General features: G+C 71.7%; 16 protein-coding genes. 6 read left to right on the top strand and 10 right to left on the bottom strand.

The genetic code is table 11. The annotated features are described in order from the left end of the window. Positions 1-47 precede the first annotated feature (47 nt). Positions 48-1,181, bottom strand: coding sequence for an N-acetylglucosamine-6-phosphate deacetylase (gene nagA, locus ACFRCG_RS21345; RefSeq protein ID WP_380033649.1), 1,134 nt, complete (start codon positions 1,179-1,181; stop codon positions 48-50). A 179-nt stretch (positions 1,182-1,360) separates the two neighbouring features. Beyond that, positions 1,361-2,539 carry an 8-amino-7-oxononanoate synthase gene (locus ACFRCG_RS21350; protein WP_380033651.1) on the bottom strand — a complete coding sequence of 393 codons (1,179 nt, stop codon included), beginning with the start codon at positions 2,537-2,539 and terminating at the stop codon, positions 1,361-1,363. A gap of 78 nt (positions 2,540-2,617) precedes the next feature. Here ACFRCG_RS21350 and ACFRCG_RS21355 point away from each other — a divergent pair, with 78 nt between their 5' ends. Continuing rightward, entirely contained in the window at positions 2,618-4,087 is a 1,470-nt protein-coding gene (locus ACFRCG_RS21355; RefSeq protein ID WP_380033820.1) for a histidine kinase N-terminal domain-containing protein, read from the top strand. A gap of 172 nt (positions 4,088-4,259) precedes the next feature. On the opposite strand, the gene ACFRCG_RS21360 is transcribed toward ACFRCG_RS21355, so the two are convergent. Further along, positions 4,260-4,514 (bottom strand): WhiB family transcriptional regulator, encoded by a 255-nt coding sequence (locus ACFRCG_RS21360; protein ID WP_020557388.1) that lies wholly within the window; start codon positions 4,512-4,514, stop codon positions 4,260-4,262. Positions 4,515-4,829: 315 nt separating this feature from the next. Next, entirely contained in the window at positions 4,830-5,759 is a 930-nt protein-coding gene (locus tag ACFRCG_RS21365) for a diacylglycerol/lipid kinase family protein (RefSeq protein WP_380033653.1), read from the bottom strand. Positions 5,760-5,832: 73 nt separating this feature from the next. Between ACFRCG_RS21365 and ACFRCG_RS21370 the strand changes: the two genes are divergently transcribed. Next, on the top strand, positions 5,833-6,267 hold the full coding sequence (locus ACFRCG_RS21370; protein ID WP_380033654.1) for a hypothetical protein: 435 nt from the start codon (positions 5,833-5,835) through the stop codon (positions 6,265-6,267). A gap of 108 nt (positions 6,268-6,375) precedes the next feature. Here ACFRCG_RS21370 and ACFRCG_RS21375 read toward each other — a convergent pair whose 3' ends face one another. From ACFRCG_RS21375 to ACFRCG_RS21385, 3 genes are all read right to left on the bottom strand, one after another. Further along, the gene (locus ACFRCG_RS21375) at positions 6,376-7,260 is read right to left on the bottom strand and encodes an RNA polymerase sigma factor SigF (RefSeq protein ID WP_380033822.1); all 885 of its coding nucleotides are present in this window, start codon (positions 7,258-7,260) and stop codon (positions 6,376-6,378) included. A gap of 92 nt (positions 7,261-7,352) precedes the next feature. Then, the gene (locus ACFRCG_RS21380; protein WP_379994809.1) at positions 7,353-7,796 is read right to left on the bottom strand and encodes an anti-sigma regulatory factor; all 444 of its coding nucleotides are present in this window, start codon (positions 7,794-7,796) and stop codon (positions 7,353-7,355) included. A 258-nt stretch (positions 7,797-8,054) separates the two neighbouring features. Beyond that, on the bottom strand, positions 8,055-8,621 hold the full coding sequence (locus ACFRCG_RS21385; protein ID WP_380033656.1) for a CGNR zinc finger domain-containing protein: 567 nt from the start codon (positions 8,619-8,621) through the stop codon (positions 8,055-8,057). A gap of 379 nt (positions 8,622-9,000) precedes the next feature. Between ACFRCG_RS21385 and ACFRCG_RS21390 the strand changes: the two genes are divergently transcribed. The 3 genes from ACFRCG_RS21390 to ACFRCG_RS21400 all read left to right on the top strand — a co-directional run bounded on the left by ACFRCG_RS21390 (position 9,001) and on the right by ACFRCG_RS21400 (position 12,915). Next, the gene (locus ACFRCG_RS21390) at positions 9,001-10,164 is read left to right on the top strand and encodes an NADP-dependent malic enzyme (RefSeq protein ID WP_380033823.1); all 1,164 of its coding nucleotides are present in this window, start codon (positions 9,001-9,003) and stop codon (positions 10,162-10,164) included. A gap of 145 nt (positions 10,165-10,309) precedes the next feature. Further along, the gene (locus ACFRCG_RS21395) at positions 10,310-11,272 is read left to right on the top strand and encodes a zinc-binding dehydrogenase (RefSeq protein WP_380033658.1); all 963 of its coding nucleotides are present in this window, start codon (positions 10,310-10,312) and stop codon (positions 11,270-11,272) included. 44 nt (positions 11,273-11,316) lie between these two features. Beyond that, the gene (locus ACFRCG_RS21400; RefSeq protein WP_380033660.1) at positions 11,317-12,915 is read left to right on the top strand and encodes an ABC transporter substrate-binding protein; all 1,599 of its coding nucleotides are present in this window, start codon (positions 11,317-11,319) and stop codon (positions 12,913-12,915) included. 361 nt (positions 12,916-13,276) lie between these two features. Here the strand turns inward: ACFRCG_RS21400 and ACFRCG_RS21405 are convergent, their stop codons facing one another. Both ACFRCG_RS21405 and ACFRCG_RS21410 read right to left on the bottom strand, forming a co-directional pair. Continuing rightward, the gene (locus tag ACFRCG_RS21405) at positions 13,277-14,119 is read right to left on the bottom strand and encodes a PadR family transcriptional regulator (protein ID WP_380033662.1); all 843 of its coding nucleotides are present in this window, start codon (positions 14,117-14,119) and stop codon (positions 13,277-13,279) included. Then, positions 14,116-14,982, bottom strand: a complete 867-nt coding sequence (locus tag ACFRCG_RS21410; protein ID WP_380033664.1) for a DUF4097 domain-containing protein — start codon at positions 14,980-14,982, stop codon at positions 14,116-14,118. Before ACFRCG_RS21410 ends, ACFRCG_RS21405 begins: the two co-directional genes overlap by 4 nt. Before the next feature lie 219 nt (positions 14,983-15,201). On the opposite strand from ACFRCG_RS21410, the gene ACFRCG_RS21415 reads away from it, so the two are divergent. Then, entirely contained in the window at positions 15,202-16,089 is an 888-nt protein-coding gene (locus ACFRCG_RS21415) for a DUF4184 family protein (protein WP_380033665.1), read from the top strand. Positions 16,090-16,098: 9 nt separating this feature from the next. Here the strand turns inward: ACFRCG_RS21415 and ACFRCG_RS21420 are convergent, their stop codons facing one another. Further along, positions 16,099-16,281 (bottom strand): DUF6104 family protein, encoded by a 183-nt coding sequence (locus ACFRCG_RS21420; protein WP_078979233.1) that lies wholly within the window; start codon positions 16,279-16,281, stop codon positions 16,099-16,101. Positions 16,282-16,355: the final 74 nt, after the last annotated feature.

A 16,355-nucleotide genomic window follows, 5' to 3' on the forward strand; every position in this document is an offset into this window, starting at 1 on the left:
CCCGCGACCCGGGTCGGGGGCTTTCGCACGTCGTGGGGTGGGGGTGGTCAGGCGGTGGTGGCCTCGTAGGCGACCACTCCGCCGATCCAGGTCTTGAGGATCGTCCACTCGTCGCTCCACCAGACCAGGTCGGCCGTGGCGCCGGGGGCGATGCGGCCGAGGTCGGTGCGGCCCAGGGCGTCGGCCGGGACCCTGGTCGCGGAGGTGAGCACCCGCGCCGGCGGGTTGCCCAGGCCGATCAGGTTGCGCACGGCCAGGTCCAGGGTCAGCGCCGAGCCGGCGATGGTGCCGTCGGGGTTGCGCGGCACGTCGCCCTCGACCAGGGTCACGTCCACGTCGCCGAGCCGGTAGCGGCCGGGCGGCATGCCCGCGGCCGCCATCGCGTCGGTGACCAGCGCGGTGCGCTCGCCCGCCACACGCAGCACCAGCGAGCAGACCGGGCCCACCACGTGGTGCAGGTCGGCGATCAGGCCGGGGGTCAGGCGCGGGTCGCTCAGCGCCGCGCCGACCACGCCCGGCTCGCGGTGGCCCAGGCCGCGCTGGGCGTTGAACAGGTGGGTGACCATGGTCGCGCCCGCGTCCGCGGCGGCGGACATCTCGGCGGCGGTCGCGTCCGTGTGTCCGGCCGAGACTCGGATCCCCGCGGCGACGATGCGTCGAATGGCCTCGAGCGCACCGGGAAGTTCGGGGGCCAGGGTGACCAGCGTCAGCGCCTCGCGGACGGCGTCGTCCAGGAGCAGCCGGTCGATCAGTTCGGGAGTGGGCTCGCGCAGGTACTCCGGCGGGTGGGTGCCGACCCGGGCGGGGGACAGGAACGGCCCCTCCAGGTGCACGCCCAGGTCGCGCGCGATGGGCTCCGTGGCGAGCTTGGCGCGCAACTCCGCGGCCCGCACGAGGGCCGCGGTGAGGATGTCCAGGTCGCCGGTGATGAAGGTCGGGCAAAAGGCGGTGACGCCGGTCGAGGGGAGCCGGGCGGCGACCTCACGCCAGGCGGTCGCGTCCGCGGCCACGAAGTCGTGCCCGAACGCGCCGTTGAGCTGCACGTCGATCAGGCCGGGCGTGAGTACGCCGTGCGGCAGTCGGAGTGTGTCGGGGCGGCCGGGTCCCCGGGTGACGCCGGTGATCCGGCCCTGCTCGACCCCCACCTCGGCCGGGCCCACGAGCTTCCCGTCCACAAGCACGCGAGGTGCCCCTATGCCGGCCACGCGTGCCCTTCCTTCCCTGCGGGACCGCTACGCGGCCGAACGTTCGGCGGCCTCCCGGTGCGGGCCGGGAGGCCGCCGCCCATTTTGGTTCAGACCAATCCCAGTTGTCTAGACCAATGTCGAGGGACATGACACGTATACCGGTGGTTATCGGGTCACGAAGTGGCGTATCGCAGTGCCGTCAGGGCCCGCTCCAGATCGGCCGGGGTCAGGTCCGCGCGGGCCGCGAGGCGCAGTCGGGAGATGCCGTCGGGCACCGACGGCGGACGGAAGCAGCCGACCCGGACCCCGGCATCCGCGCAGCGCGCGGCGGTGTCGAACGCGAGCCGCGCCTCGCCGACGAGCACCGACGTCACCGCGCCCTCGGGCTCGGTCGCGCGCAGCCCCGCCTCCCGGGCGCCGGCCGCGAGCGCGCGCGCGTTCGCCCGTACCCGCTCGGCCAGATCCGGCTCCGCGCGCAGGATCCGCAGCGCCTCCAGGGCCGCCGCGACGCTCGCCGGGGCCAGCCCGGTGTCGAAGATGAACGACCTGGCCGCGTCGACCAGGTGCTCGACCACCCGGCGCGGACCCAGCACCGCGCCGCCCTGCGCGCCGAGCGCCTTGGACAACGTCGCGGTCAGCACCACGTCGTCGGCCCCCGCGAGCCCGGCCGCGTGCACCGCGCCCCGACCGCCCGCGCCGACCACACCGAGCCCGTGCGCCTCGTCCACGAGCAGGACGGCGCCATATCGCCGTGTGACGGCCGCCAGCGCCGCGAGGGGGGCGATGTTCCCGTCGACCGAGAAAACCGCGTCCACGACCACCAGGGCCCGTTCCTCGGCCCGTTCCGCCAGCACCCGGGCCACCGCCTCGACGTCGCAGTGCGGGGTGATCGCCACCCGGGCCCGGGACAGCCGGCACGCGTCCACGATCGAGGCGTGGTTGATCGTGTCCGAGACGACCAGTCCGCCCTTGCCGATCAGGCCGCAGATCACCCCGAGGTTGGCCAGGTAGCCGGAGGAGAACACCAGCGCCGCCTCGGCCCCCATGTGCGCGGCCAGCTCCGCCTCCAAGGCGGCGTGCAGCGTCGTGGACCCGGTCACCAGGCGCGACCCGGTCGACCCGCCGCCCCAGGTGCGCAGGGCGCGCACACCCGCCTCGATCACCCGTTCGTCGCGGGTAAGCCCCAGGTAGTCGTTTCCGGCCAGATCCAGCCCGTCGACCGTCGCCTCGCGCGGACGCAGCCGGCGCCGCAGCCCCGCCTCCTCCCGTTCCTTCTCCCGCAGGTCCAGCCAGTCGAGCGGATGACCGCCGCCGGGGAGGGGCCGGCCGGGCGTGGGCGATTCGGTGGACATCCATACCTCACGGGTGCGGCGGAGTGGGGCGGCCAGGATCGCAGGCCGGGTGGAAAGTACGCTGCGCGTGTGCCCTCCATGAACGATCTCGTCCGCCGCCACGGCGCGCTGTCCGCCGCCGACCTGGAGTGGCTGCACCTGCTGGTGTCCGAGTGGCAACTGCTCGCGGACCTGTCGTTCGCCGACCTGGTGCTGTGGGTGCCCACCGACGACGGGCAGTACGTGGCGGTGGCGCAGATGCGGCCCAACACCGGCGCCACCTCGCACCAGGACGACCTGGTCGGCGACTTCGTCCCGCGCGGCCGGCGGCCGATGCTGGACGCCGCCCTCGACGAGGGGCGGATCGTGCGCGAGGGCGACCCGGAGTGGCGCGACGACGTGCCCGTGCGGGTCGAGGCCATCCCCGTCTCCCGCGAGGGCCGGGTGATCGGGGTGATCGCGCGCAACACGAACCTGCTCACCGCGCGCACCCCAAGCCGGCTGGAACTGACCTATCTGCAAAGCGCCGCGGACCTGGCCCAGATGATCGCCGCAGGGACGTTTCCGCACGCGGGCGAACTGCTCGACATGGACGCCTCGCCGCGCGTGGGCGACGGCCTGATCCGGCTCGACGCCGACGGCATCGTGCAGTACGCCAGTCCCAACGCGCTCTCCGCCTACCACCGACTCGGCCTGTCCACCGACCTGGTGGGCTGCCACCTCGGCCGGATCACCGCCGAACTGGCCCCGCACGAGGGACCGGTCGACGAGGCGATCTCCGCGGTCGCCAGCGGCTGGGCGCCGCGCGAGACCGAGGTCGAGACGCCGGCCGCGGTGGTGCAGCTGCGGGCGATCCCGCTCAAGCCGCGCGGTCAGCGGATCGGCGCGATCATGCTGCTGCGCGACGTGACCGAATTGCGCCGTCGCGAACGCGAGCTGATCACCAAGGACGCGACCATCCGGGAGATCCACCACCGGGTGAAGAACAACCTCCAGACGGTGGCCGCGCTGCTGCGCCTCCAGGCCCGCCGGATGGACGCGCCGCAGGCCCGCGCCGCGCTCGAGGAGGCGGTGCGCCGGGTCGGCTCGATCGCGATCGTGCACGAGACGTTGTCCCAGACGCTGGACGAGCGGGTGGACTTCGACGAGATCGCCGACCGGGTGTTGTCGATGGTCACCGAGGTCGCCGCGTCCTCGCTGCGGGTGCGCACCGCCCGGCACGGCAACTTCGGCGAGCTGATCGCGGAGACCGCCACGCCGCTGGCGATGGTGTTGACCGAGCTGCTGCAAAACGCCCTGGAGCACGCGTTCGAGGACCCGGCGTACGCGGATCGGGCCAACACCCTGGAGGTGCACGCGGAACGGTGGGCGGAGCGACTGCTGATCACCGTCACCGACGACGGGATCGGCCTGCCCGAAGGCTTCGACCCGCAGACGTCCGGCAATCTCGGCCTGCAGATCGTGCGCACCCTCGTGGGCAGCGAACTCGCGGGCCGTTTCGACATGGTGCCGAATCCGGCCGGCGGCACGATCGTCAGGCTGGACGTACACCTGCGGCAGCGCCGCTGAGCCCCGCCGCCGAATTCCGGATCGGTTCGGATCCCGCGTCCGCGACGAACACCCACACGGGAAAAAGCAGTTGCCCCGCCTCGGTCCGATCGGACCCCGGCGGGGCAACTGCGGTAAAGCTTTTTTGTTTTCCGGTGATCCAAGTCTCCGGAGAGTTCAGCCCGTCGTGTGATCAGGCGGAGGCGCGGGCGCGGTTGCGGGCGGCGCGGCGCTTGAGAGCGCGACGCTCGTCCTCGCTCAGACCGCCCCACACACCCGCGTCCTGACCGGACTCGAGAGCCCAGCCCAGGCACTGCTCCATCACGGGGCAACGGCGGCAGACCGCCTTCGCCTCCTCGATCTGAAGCAGAGCGGGACCGGTGTTGCCGATCGGGAAGAACAGCTCCGGGTCTTCGTCACGGCAGGCAGCAACGTGGCGCCAGTCCATGCGGTCCAACTCCTCGTGGGTCAGCAAGGGCTTCCGGCCCCGCTGTGGCTTGTGAATGTGAACGCTTTCACGAACCCCCCGACAAGCATGGGGCCGACGGAGTCGGTCCCCAGGTTTGGCAGTGGATTCGGGCGGTGAAGATGACCTTTCGGCCACGTCCCTGCCGCCTCGTAGAGCCTTACAAACCTCGGCCGCCGATACAACCCCCTTGGGCCAGGATTTTTTAAATCATCGGTGTCGACTAGGTCACACCACTACATCGAAGGGATGAACGGGGTATTCGCGTTCGAGTGAAAGGCCAAAAGGCCCTTCCACTCACACAATCACACGCAGTGCACGGGGAACCCCCCTGAAGGTCACACTCCGATGTTCTCCCAGATGGTCCCCGTCGACCTGAAGGGAAACAGGTTCTTCAGCCCGAAGAGTGAACGCATCGCAGTCGTGCAGGGACACGACGTGACGCCCGTGTGGAGCATTACCCGTGGAGGCCAGCATCTGGGCCAGATGGCGCAATGTGGGCAGTGTTGTCATCCGGGTGAGCGCGAAGAGGTCCAATCCGGTGTCATATGACGCTTGCGGACAGGGATTCAACGGCCGATCGCGCAAAAACGTCCACGGGACCGTGTTCTGGACTATGCCGAGGCAGATTCCCCCGATCGGGTCCATGCCCGGGACCTCCAGCGTGAGCGGGCCGTTCCTGCGGGCGTTTCGACCGCCGAGGAAGTGGTGCATCGCGGAGCGTACGTACAACCCGGGAGTGGCTCGCCGGCCGCCGGCCCGGCGGTGCTCCACCCGTCCGACCACCTCGGCGTCGAAGCCGAGTCCGGCGCAGAACAGGAACCAGCGCTCGTCGGCCAGGCCCAGGCCGATCTCCCGACTGCGACCCGCGCGCAGCGCGTCGAGCAGCAGACCCGTCGCCTCGACCGGGTCGTTGGGCAGTCCGAGCGAGCGGGCGAAGACGTTGGTACTGCCGCCCGGGACCACCGCCACCGCCGGCAGCGAGGGGGCCGGGCCCGCCGCCAGGAGACCGTTGGCCACCTCGTTGACCGTGCCGTCGCCGCCGAGCGCGATCACCAGATCGATGCCGTCGTCGGCCGCCTGCCGGGCCAGCTCCGCGGCGTGGCCCCGGTGCTCGGTGCTCACCACGTCGAGCTTGAGGTCGCCGGCGAGCGCGTGTGCCAGCACGTCGCGGGTCCGCTCACTGGTGGTCGTGGCCTTGGGGTTCACGACGAGAAGGGCACGCATGACGACAGGGTATCTACCGGCGGGTAGGACGCCCCCGGCCCGGAGCACACCGGCCCGAGGTTACAGTCTTGGGGTGACCGAGAGCCCTTCCGCCCAGGACCAGCCGGACCCCGCCGGGGCCCTCCCGCTCACCTGGCGCATCTGTACCGCGGTGGTCGGTGTCGAGGCGTTCGCGCTCCTCGGCTACGCCCTCTACCTGACCTTCCGCAGCGAGTTCGGCCATCCGACCAACTCCTCGGAGGGTGTGGCGATCGGCATCTACCTGCTGATCCTCGCCGCCGGGATAGTCGCCGCCTTCGCCGGCATGGTGCGCGGCCGGCGCTGGAGCCGATCGCCGGCGATCACCGCCAATCTGATCGTGGTCGGCATGGGTTGGTATCTGATCAAGGCGGATCAGATGGCGATCGGGATCCTGACGATGATCGTGGGCGCGGCCACCATCGGCACGCTCGCCACCCCCGGGATGTACAAGGCGCTCGAAACGCGGCACCAGGCCCGGCGGGCCTGAGCGCGCGGACACCGGCTCGGCGAAGCGGCGGCCCCGGACCGACATCGGTCCGGGGCCGCCGCACTTCCACACCCGCGCGCACCCGGTGCACCCGGTGCCGCCCCGGTGCTACTCCTCGATCAGCAGGCGCTCGCGCAACTGCGCGAGCGTGCGCGCCAACAGCCGCGAGACGTGCATCTGGGAGATGCCGACCTCCTGCGCGATCTGGGACTGGGTCATGTTGCCGAAGAAGCGAAGCAGCAGGATCTTCTTCTCCCGCGGCGGCAACTGCTCCAGGAGCGGCTTGAGCGACTCGCGATACTCGACCCCCTCCAGCGCGTCGTCCTCGGCGCCCAACGTGTCGGCGACGGCCGGCGAGTCGTCGTCGGTGTCCGGCACGTCGAGCGACAGCGTGCTGTAGGCGTTGGCCGATTCGAGGCCTTCGAGCACCTCCTCCTCGGAGATCCCCAACTGCACGGCGAGTTCGGCGACCGTGGGGGACCTGCCGTTGCGCTGGGACAGCTCGGCGGTGGCCGAGGTCAGCGCGAGCCGCAGCTCCTGGAGTCGGCGCGGCACCCGCACCGCCCAGCCCTTGTCCCGGAAGTGCCGCTTGATCTCGCCGACGATGGTCGGCGTCGCGTAGGTCGAGAACTCGACCCCGCGATCCGAGTCGAACCGGTCCACCGACTTGATCAGGCCGATGGTGGCCACCTGGATCAGGTCGTCGAGCGGCTCGCCGCGATTGCGGAACCGGCGGGCCAGGTGCTCGACCAGCGGCAGATGCATCTCCACCAGTCGATCGCGCACCGCGGCCCGGGCCGGCGGATCCGATTCCAGCTCCGCCAACCGCGCGAACAGCCCCCGCGCGACCTCGCGGTCGTGGGCGTGGCGTTCGGAACCGGCCCGCCGCCGATTCGGCACCGCGGGACCCGTGGGCCCGGCGGCTCCGGCAGGCCGCGCCGACCCCGTCGCCTCGACGCCACCGTCCATCGTCATACTCGCGTCGCTCACCATGCCCTCACCCTCCCCTCGGCCGCGCCCGGCGGCCTCGTCGGGTGAGGCCGCGCTCGGCTGCGGTTCGTTGGCCGCGCCTTCAACACCACTGCTCACGTCTGCTCCGGCCCGCCACCGCGCTTCTTGTGCAGGCTGATGGCGACCACCTTGTCGTCGCTCACCGTGGCGTCCACCTCGCCGGCCAGTGCCGACAGGACGGTCCAGGCAAACGTGTCGCGCGCGGGTGTTCGACCGTCGGTGGTCGGCGCGGACACGGTCACGTGCAACGCGTCGCCCACCAGGTTGAACACGCAGGAGAGGATCCCGCCGGCCACCGCCTGATCGAGCAACATCGCGCACGCCTCGTCCACCGCGATGCGCAGATCCTCGATCTCGTCCAGGGTGAAGTCGAGGCGGGCCGCGAGGCCCGCCGTGGCGGTGCGCAGGACGGAGAGATAGGCACCTTCGGCAGGCAGTCGGACCTCGACGAAGTCACGCTGCCCGGTGCCGGCTTCGTCCGCGGTGTGTGCGGATCGCTGGGACACCCTCACCTCCAAGGTGCTGCTGTGGGTGGCCGCCGGAGGCGGTCACCACCGATGTCGGGGAACCCCAGCGACGCTACCGCGCCGGCCGACAACTGTCGTCATCGATGCGCGAACGCGGGCGGGAACGACCGGGGAGCCGTCCACCCGACGGTACGTCACGATATGTGATTTGACGAGTACGTAGTGTACCCGACTTCGGTAATTTCGCACCGGGAGATCAAGCCGTCCATGTAGATGTGCCACAGTCGACCGCCCGCCAACCCGCAAATGTCAGGTATGTCGGTCGGGTCGCGGCTCCCGGGCCCGGCGTCTGGCCCGGTACAGGGCCACGTTGGCGCGCGAGGCGCACCGGTGCGAACAGTGCCGGCGGGAGCGATTTGCGGACAGGTCCAGGAACACGTTCCGGCACGGGAGCGCCTGGCAGACGCCGAGTCGGTCGATACCGTGCGTAGTCAAGTGCACGGCCAGGCCCATGCCGGCGATGGCGGCGAAGCCCTCGGCCGCGCCGACCGCGTCGCCCGCCAGGTGTAGATGCCACGGACTGGCGTCGTGGCCGGTCAGGCGCGGATGTACGGGGAATTCGGCGAGCAGCCCGTTCAGCGTCGCAACCGCGTCCGCCTCGCGTCCGGCCGCGGCGGCGGTGAAGACCGCGCGCAGGCGGGTGCGGACCGAGCGCAGCCGGGCCACGTCACCGTCGGTCACCCGGGACGGGATCCGCCGAACGGGTGCGATCAGCGCGGGCACGTCGTCGGGGGAGCGCAGCAGGTCCTCGCCGCGGGCCGGCTGTTCGGTGTTGACCAGGCGGACCGCGTGCTCGGCATACGCGGAGAGGTCCAACGGCTGCCCTTCTTCGCGCGGTGGACGATCGGCGCGCGATTCGCCCGGAACGACCTGACGGATGTGGCGGCGGTTACTGTCAGCGTACCGCCCGTGGCACTAGCGTCTGGGCCGGGTGCACCAGGGATTGACGGTCCATCACAAAAAGGTGGTAATCGGTTCATCGCCCCGGCGTACCCCCGTTCGGGGGGTGTGCCAAAATCGGCGTCACGGGTGACCCCCGTACCCTCAGCCGGATCATGTGCGCTGCACGAAGCGCCGATGCCGCTGAGGTAGGCAGCCGGCGCTCGCGCTCCGAGAGCTGCACTTCCACTGAGCAATGTCGATGAAGTCGATAAGAGGGGTCACTGTGGCAGCGGAGATCATCCCGACGGACAGCATGGCGACGGACGAACTCGATCCGGTCTTCGCCCTGCACCGGGGCGGGAAAATGGAAGTTCGCTCGACCGTCCCGGTGCGCGACCGCGACGACCTGTCCCTGGCCTATACGCCAGGTGTGGCACGTGTCTGCACGGCCATCGCGCAGAACCCGGAGCTGGTCCACGACTACACGTGGGTGTCCAACACGGTCGCGGTCGTCACCGACGGCACCGCCGTGCTCGGTCTGGGCGACATCGGTCCGGCCGCCTCCCTGCCGGTGATGGAGGGCAAGGCGATCCTGTTCAAGCAGTTCGGCGGCGTCGACGCGGTGCCGATCGCGCTCGACTGCACCGACGTGGACGAGTTGGTGGACACCATCGCCCGGCTCGCGCCCTCGTTCGGCGGGATCAACCTGGAGGACATCAGCGCCCCGCGCTGCTTCGAGGTCGAGCGCCGGCTCCAGGAGCGGGTGTCCATCCCGGTCTTCCACGACGACCAGCACGGCACCGCGATCGTCGCGCTGGCCGCGCTGCGCAACGCGGCCACGGTGACCGGGCGCGGGCTCGGCGACCTGCGCGCGGTCATCTCGGGCGCGGGTGCGGCGGGCATCGCGATCGCCAAGATCCTGATCGAGGCGGGCATCGGCGACCTGTGCGTGGTGGACAGCCGGGGCATCGTGCACGAGGGACGCGACGACCTGACGCCGATCAAGCGGATGATCGCCGAGCTGACCAACAAGGCCGGGCTGCGCGGCGGCATCGAGGTCGCGATGAAGGGCGCCGACGTCTTCCTCGGGGTCTCCGCGGGCAAGGTGCCCGAGGAGGTCGTGGCGACGATGGCGCCCGAGGCGATCATCTTCGCGATGGCCAACCCGAACCCGGAGATCGACCCGGACCTCGCGCACAAGTACGCGGCCGTGGTCGCCACCGGGCGCAGCGACTACCCGAACCAGATCAACAACGTGCTGGCCTTCCCGGGTGTGTTCGCCGGCGCCCTGTCGGTGCGCGCCAAGCGGATCACCGAGGGGATGAAGGTGGCCGCCGCCGAGGCGCTGGCCGCGGTCGTCGCCGACGAGCTGGCGCCCGACCGGGTGATTCCGTCGCCGTTCGACGATCGGGTCGCGCCGGCGGTGACCAAGGCGGTGGCCGAGGCCGCGCGCCGCGACGGTGTGGCGCGCATCTGAGCCGCGGTCCGTGGATCGGTGATCGTCCGACGGCTCCTCGCCGACCGTTCGACGATCGACGCGCGGCCACGGCTGCCGAGAGCCGAGGGGCCCACCCGGGCGGGTGGGCCCCTCGGCTCGTCGCCGGCGTCAGTAGGGTGCCTGCATGTTTGCCGTGAGTGCCGTGCGCATCGATGCCCAGGACCCGCTGTCCGGTCTCCGGCTCGGGGAACGACCCGAGCCCGGCGCGGACGGGACACTGCCGCCGGGGTGGACGACCGTCACGGTCAAGGCCGCCTCGCTGAACCACCACGACCTGTGGTCCCTCAAGGGTGTGGGCATCACCGAGAAGCAGTTGCCGATGATCCTGGGCTGTGACGCGGCCGGGATCGACGAGGACGGCAACGAGGTCGTCGTGCACTCGGTGATCGGCGGGCTCGGGACCGACGAGCCCCGGTCGATCCTGACCGAGCGCTACGACGGCACCTTCGCCGAGAAGGTCGCCGTACCGCGCTGGAACCTGCTGCCCAAGCCGGCCGAACTGAGCTTCGAGCAGGCGTGCTGCCTGCCTACGGCGTGGTTGACGGCGTATCGGATGTTGTTCACCAACTCGGGGGTGCGGCCGGGCGGCACGATCCTGGTCCAGGGCGCCGGCGGCGGGGTGGCCACCGCGCTGGTGGTGCTCGGGAAGGCGGCCGGGTATCGCGTGTGGGTGACCAGCCGGGACGAGGCCAAGGGCGCGCGGGCGGTGGAGCTGGGCGCGGACGCGGCGTTCGGCTCGGGCGCGCGGTTGCCCGAGCGGGTGGACGCGGTGATGGAGACGGTCGGCGCGGCCACCTGGTCGCACTCGATCAAGAGCCTGAAGCCGGGCGGCACGATCGTGATCTCCGGTGCCACCTCGGGCGATCGGCCGCCGGCCGCCGAGTTGACCCGGATCTTCTTCAACGAACTGCGCGTGGTCGGTTCGACGATGGGCGACAAGGACGAGCTCGCGGGGCTGCTTCGGCTGTGCGCGCATGCCGGAGTGCGGCCGGTGATCGACTCGGTGCTGCCGTTGCGCGAGGCGGTGGAGGGGTTTCGGCGGTTGGCGGAGGGCGAGTTGTTCGGGAAGATCGTTTTCGCTGTTTGATCCGGCTGTCGGTTGCCGGTTCTCGGTTGTGGAAGGACCCTCGGATGCCGTTGTCCCGTCGCCGTGTGCTTGCCCTGGGGGCCGGTACGGGGGTGGTCGCGGTGTCCGCGGGCCTGCTCGCCGGTTGTGGCGGGCGCGAGTCGCGGTCGGGGGGCACGCTCGTGGTGGGCCTGCCGCGGCTGCCCGACGTGCTCAATCCGGTGCACTCGACGGCCGAGGCGACCCGGTGGATCGCCGACCCGGTGGTCGAGGCGCTGTACACCTACCGGGACGACACCACGATCGGGCCGGTGCTGGCCGCGGCCGATCCGCTGATCGCGCCGGACGGGCTGAGCTGGACCGTGCGGCTGCGGGCGGATGTGCGCTTCCACAACGGGGATCCGTTCACCGCCGAGCATGTGGCGGCGTGTCTGCGCCGGGTGAACGATCCGGCGACGGCGGGGGACTGGGCGCCGTGGCTGGCGGGGCGGTTCGGGGCGATCGAGGCGCCGGACGCGCGGACGGTACGGATCGAGCTGCCGCGTGCGTTCGGGGCGCTCCGGGCGTTCCTGGCCTGTCTGCCGATCCCGCATCAGGCGAGCCTGGGGGATCCTCGGGCGCTGGTGGGCACCGGGCCGTTTCGGCTGGCGAGCGCGGACGGCGGTGCGGTCGTGTTGCGCCGGGACGCGGGGTATCGGGACAAGGCCGCGCCGGCGGACGCGTTGGAGTTCCGCGCGTCGGCCGATCCGGTGGCCGACCTGAAGGCGCACCGGCTCGCGGTGTACCCGCACCCGACGCCCGATCAGGTGCGGCGGTTGCGCAAGGCGGACGACACGTACGTGCAGACCGCGAGCGGGCCGGCCGATCTGGTGGTGCTGCCGAACCTGCGCCGGCCGCCGTTCGACGACGTCGCGGTGCGGCGGGCGCTGGGGTTCGGGATGGATCGCACCCGGGTGCTGCGGGACGTGTACCGGGGCGACGCGGTGATCGGGCAGGGGCCGCTGGGGCCGGGCAACGAGGGGTGGGACCCGGAGTACACCCCGTACGGGCGGGGGGTCAGCCCGACCGCGTCGCCGAAGCCGAGTCCGAGCGCGACGGCGGGGCCGACGGTGGAGCCGGAGCGGGTCACCGCGATGTTGGGCGAGGCGCCGGTGCCGTTGCCGCGGGACGGCGTGCGGTTCACGCTGCTGGCGGTGGTCGGGGAGGCCGGGGAACTGCCGGACGTGGCGCGGGTGTTGGCCGAAGGGTGGAACCGGGTCGGGTTCACCGTCGTGGTCGAGCGGGTGGACGCGGCGACGTGGGCGGCGCGGCGGCGGGTCGGTGACTTCGACGCGGCGCTGGTGGATCGGCGCGGGTCGGGGTACGCGGTCGGGCGTACGGGCTTCGCGGCGTTGGCGCCGGCGGTGTCGACCGGGGGCGAGAGCACGGGGTATGCGAACCCGGAGCTGGATCGGCTGGTCGAGGAGGCGGCGGCGACGCCGGACAACGCGCGGCGGGCGCGGCTCACGCGGGTGGCGGGGGAGATCGTCGCGCGGGACGCGGTGGTGCTTCCTCCGGTGTATCCGAAGGTCGTGGTGGGGCGGACGGGGCGGGTCGAGTCGGTGAACACGCGCGTGTTGGCGGCGGGGCGGTTGTCGCTGGCGCGACTGCATCGGCGGGGGTAGGCGGGCTCGGGCCGGGTCGGCGCGTGTGGTTGGCCGTGCACTTGGCCGTGCGGCCGGTGGGGTCGGTGTGCCTTTGGCCGTGCGGCCGACGTCACGTGGCGCCCCTGTGGCCTCATGCGCCGGCCGGGCTGTTTCGCCTCAAGCGCCGGCGGGGCTGATTTGGCCTCATGCGCCGGCCGGGCTGTTTCGGCTCAAGCGCCGGCGGGGCTGATTTGGCCTCATGCGCGGGCCGGGCTGGGTGGCCTCGTGTGTGGGTCGGGCTGGTTTGCTTCGAGTGTCGGTGGGGCTGGATTGGCTTGGTTGTTTTGGGTGGCACGGGATGCGGCCTTGCCGTGGTCGTATCCCGTGCCGGGTGGGTGGGTTATTGGGGTGGGGGGTTGGGGTCGAAGATGGCTTTCAGGTCCTTGATCGCCGTTTTGATGATGTCTCGGGCCTGGCTCAGTTGGTCCTGGGTTACGCTGGCTCGGTGGGCCCAGGGGGTTACCTCTGTGCGGATGGAGTCGATGATTGCTTCCAGGTCCAGGGAGTCCTGGTCGCGGGTCGGGCGGTCGGTTTCCTTGGACCAGGCGTCGGTGGCTCGGGCTCGGGCGGAGGTGGGTTCCGGGTCGGTGCCGAAGCGGCGGCGGAGTTCGCGCTCCAGGTCGAACAGGCCGGGTTTGGCGGCCAGGTCGACCAGGTTGTGGGCCAGGCCCTCGGCGAGGTCGGCCATGCGCTGGGAGAACATCGGTTCCCAGGACCGGCGGCCGGCGGCCTTGGGGTCGGACCAGTCGTCGGTGTCCGGGCGTTCCTCCTCCTCGACGGCCGGGCGCGGGGACTTGCGGACCTCCCGGGCCGCGCGGCCCAGTTCCTCCCGCAGGCTTTGCGCCGACGTGCGCACCTCGTCCCGGATCTCCCGGGCCCGCTCGTAGACCGACTCGCGGATCTGCGCCTCCAACTGGGTCAACTCCTCCTGGCGGGCCGCCAGTTCGGCGCGGCCGGCGTCGGTGATCCGGTAGACCTTCCGGCCGCCTTCGACGTCGTGCTCGACCAGGCCCTCCTGCTCCAGCTTGGCCAGGCGCGGGTAGACGGTGCCCGCGGAGGGCGAGTAGAGGCCCAGGAAGCGGTCGTGGAGCAGGCGGATGACCTCGTAGCCGTGACGGGGGCTCTCGTCGAGCAGCTTCAGCAGGTAGAGCCGTAGCCGGCCGTGGCCGAAGACGGGGTTCATGCGCTCACCTTTCCCTCCGGCGCGCGGCGCAGCAGCGTCACGTCGCCCGATACCGAGTTGATCCGCAGCCGGCCCGAGCCCTCGCCGAGCGTGCCCGTCACGTGGCTCGCGCCGAATTTGGCGCTCGTGGTCAGCTCGTCGAAGACCGAGTCGACGGAGCCGGCCGCGGTGCGCACGTCCACGCGCATGTCCCCGCGGTGCGGCAGGCGTACGGTCAACTCACCGGATACCGTGGTCAGTTGCACGTGGCTGCGGCCGACCTCGTCCAGGTCCAGGGTCATCGACCCGGAGACCGAGTTGGCCCGCACCCGGCCGCCGGTGCCCTCGATCACGGTGAGCGAGCCGGCCACCGTCACCACCCCGAGGTCGCCCGCCAGCGACTCGGCGTCGACCGATCCGGAGATCGTGTTCGCGTCGACCGTGCCGGTCAGCCCGACCAGGGTCACGTCGCCGCCGACGCTGCGCACCGTGGTGGTGCCGTGCATCCCGGACACGGTCGCGTGCGCGGACACCACGCCGATCTCGACCGTGCAGTCCCACGGCACCGCCAGCGAGACCTCGGCGTGCCGCCGACCCAGCGCGCGCCCCTCGGTCACGAACGCGCGCAGGTCGGAGCGTTTGCCGGCGTTCTGGAACCGGTCCATCAGGTGCTTGGCCGTCAGATCCGGGTAGGAGACGACGAGTTCGCCGCTCACCTCGTCGTGGGTCACCTGCAGCGGCGGACCCTCGACGGCGTGCACCTCCAGGCGCGGCGGGCCGTCGGTGCCCACGACGTCGACCAGCCCGCCGATGGTGCGCACCCGCAGCACCCGCACGGTGTCGAGTGTGAGGTCTTGCGGTCCCTCGATCATCCATCGGGACATGGACCCTCCCCTTGGGGTCGGTGTGCCGGACACGATGCGTCGGGCACGATGTGTGCCGGACGCGATATATCGCGAAGCTCTACCACTCACGATATATCGCGTGTGGCGGAGGTCAAGGGAACCATCCGGTCTGCTTCCGGCGTTTTTTGATGCCGACGGACCTTGCCCGCCGCGCGGCACGTACGCGCGGGGGCCGCATCGCACCCGGGGGCGCCACGCATGCCATTCACGCTCAGCCACATCGCCGCGGTGCTTCCGCTGCAGGGGGCGACCCGCACCGGCACCACGGTCGGCGCCGGGGCGGGTCGACACGGCCCGCTGATCGCCTCCGCGCTCGCCTTCGGCGCGATGGCCCCGGACGTGATCCTGTTCGTGAACCTGGACTTCCTGCCGATGCGCGCCGACCGCCGGGCCACCCACGAGCTGTGGCCGGGGGTGCTGGGCCTGAACATCGTGCTCACCGCGCTGCTCGTGCTCGCGTTCCACCTACTGGCCAGGCCGCTGCTCGTGCTGCTCCCGGACCGGATCCGGGCGGCCCTGGAGGAGCCGCTGCGCCCGCGCGTGCCGGGCCGGTGGTACGCCGCCGCGCGGGCCCGACGGCCCCTCCTGCGGGAAATGCTCGTGGTGAGCGCGTGGTTCGTGGTCTCCGCCGTGCTGGGCGGGCTCTCACACCTGGCCTGGGACGCCTGGACGCACCACGACGACCCGGGGGTGGCACACGTACTGCCCGAGCTGCGCCGGGAGTTCCTGGGCCTGCGGCCGGGCTACGTGCTGCTCCAGCACATCAGCACGGTGGTCGGGCTCGTCGCCTGCTCGGTGTGGACGTGGCGCTGGATCGGCCGACTGCCGCAACGCCCCGTCACGGGCCCGCGCATGCCCGTGGCGGGGCGCTGGGCGGTGCTGGGCGCCCTGGTGCTGGTCGGCGCGATCGGGGCGGCCAGGGCGCTGCTGCCGTTCCCCGACGGGCGGGTACCGGCCTTCGAGGTGCTCGGCTTCGACGCCGCGACCGGATTCGGCCGCGGCATCGCCGTCGGACTGGTGCTCTACGCCCTCGGCTGGGCCGTGTGGCACACCCGCGCGCCGAGCCGCGCCGACACCGGGACCTGACCGGGCCCGCTACTCGTCGTCGTCCTCGTCGTCCAGCCGCGCCAGCCAGGTCGCCAACCGCTCGACGGGCGTCTCGAACTCGGGGTTGAGGTCCACGAACGTGCGCAGCTGCTCGGCGAGCCAGGCCAGGGACACCTCCTCCTCGCCGCGCCGCTTCTCCAGCTCCTCGATGCCACGGTCCGTGAAGTACATGCTCTCCGACTCCGATATGTGTGTGGGATCCACCGCCGAACGCGGCTCCGCCCCGGCGCGCATCGTACGTGCGC

It is taken from the genome of Embleya sp. NPDC056575, from assembly GCF_042793325.1.
Lineage (GTDB): Bacteria > Actinomycetota > Actinomycetes > Streptomycetales > Streptomycetaceae > Embleya.

Bases quoted from the DNA above. Each gene is read 5' to 3' on its own strand.
- ACFRCG_RS21350 (WP_380033651.1), bottom strand. From the start codon at position 2,539: ATGTCCACCGAATCGCCCACGCCCGGCCGGCCCCTCCCCGGCGGCGGT.
- ACFRCG_RS21365 (WP_380033653.1), bottom strand. From the start codon at position 5,759: ATGCGTGCCCTTCTCGTCGTGAACCCCAAGGCCACGACCACCAGTGAG.
- ACFRCG_RS21355 (WP_380033820.1), top strand. From the start codon at position 2,618: ATGAACGATCTCGTCCGCCGCCACGGCGCGCTGTCCGCCGCCGACCTG.
- ACFRCG_RS21415 (WP_380033665.1), top strand. From the start codon at position 15,202: ATGCCATTCACGCTCAGCCACATCGCCGCGGTGCTTCCGCTGCAGGGG.
- ACFRCG_RS21405 (WP_380033662.1), bottom strand. From the start codon at position 14,119: ATGAACCCCGTCTTCGGCCACGGCCGGCTACGGCTCTACCTGCTGAAG.
- ACFRCG_RS21390 (WP_380033823.1), top strand. From the start codon at position 9,001: ATGGCGACGGACGAACTCGATCCGGTCTTCGCCCTGCACCGGGGCGGG.
- ACFRCG_RS21395 (WP_380033658.1), top strand. From the start codon at position 10,310: ATGTTTGCCGTGAGTGCCGTGCGCATCGATGCCCAGGACCCGCTGTCC.
- ACFRCG_RS21410 (WP_380033664.1), bottom strand. From the start codon at position 14,982: ATGTCCCGATGGATGATCGAGGGACCGCAAGACCTCACACTCGACACC.
- ACFRCG_RS21420 (WP_078979233.1), bottom strand. From the start codon at position 16,281: ATGTACTTCACGGACCGTGGCATCGAGGAGCTGGAGAAGCGGCGCGGC.
- ACFRCG_RS21400 (WP_380033660.1), top strand. From the start codon at position 11,317: ATGCCGTTGTCCCGTCGCCGTGTGCTTGCCCTGGGGGCCGGTACGGGG.
- ACFRCG_RS21375 (WP_380033822.1), bottom strand. From the start codon at position 7,260: ATGGTGAGCGACGCGAGTATGACGATGGACGGTGGCGTCGAGGCGACG.
- ACFRCG_RS21360 (WP_020557388.1), bottom strand. From the start codon at position 4,514: ATGGACTGGCGCCACGTTGCTGCCTGCCGTGACGAAGACCCGGAGCTG.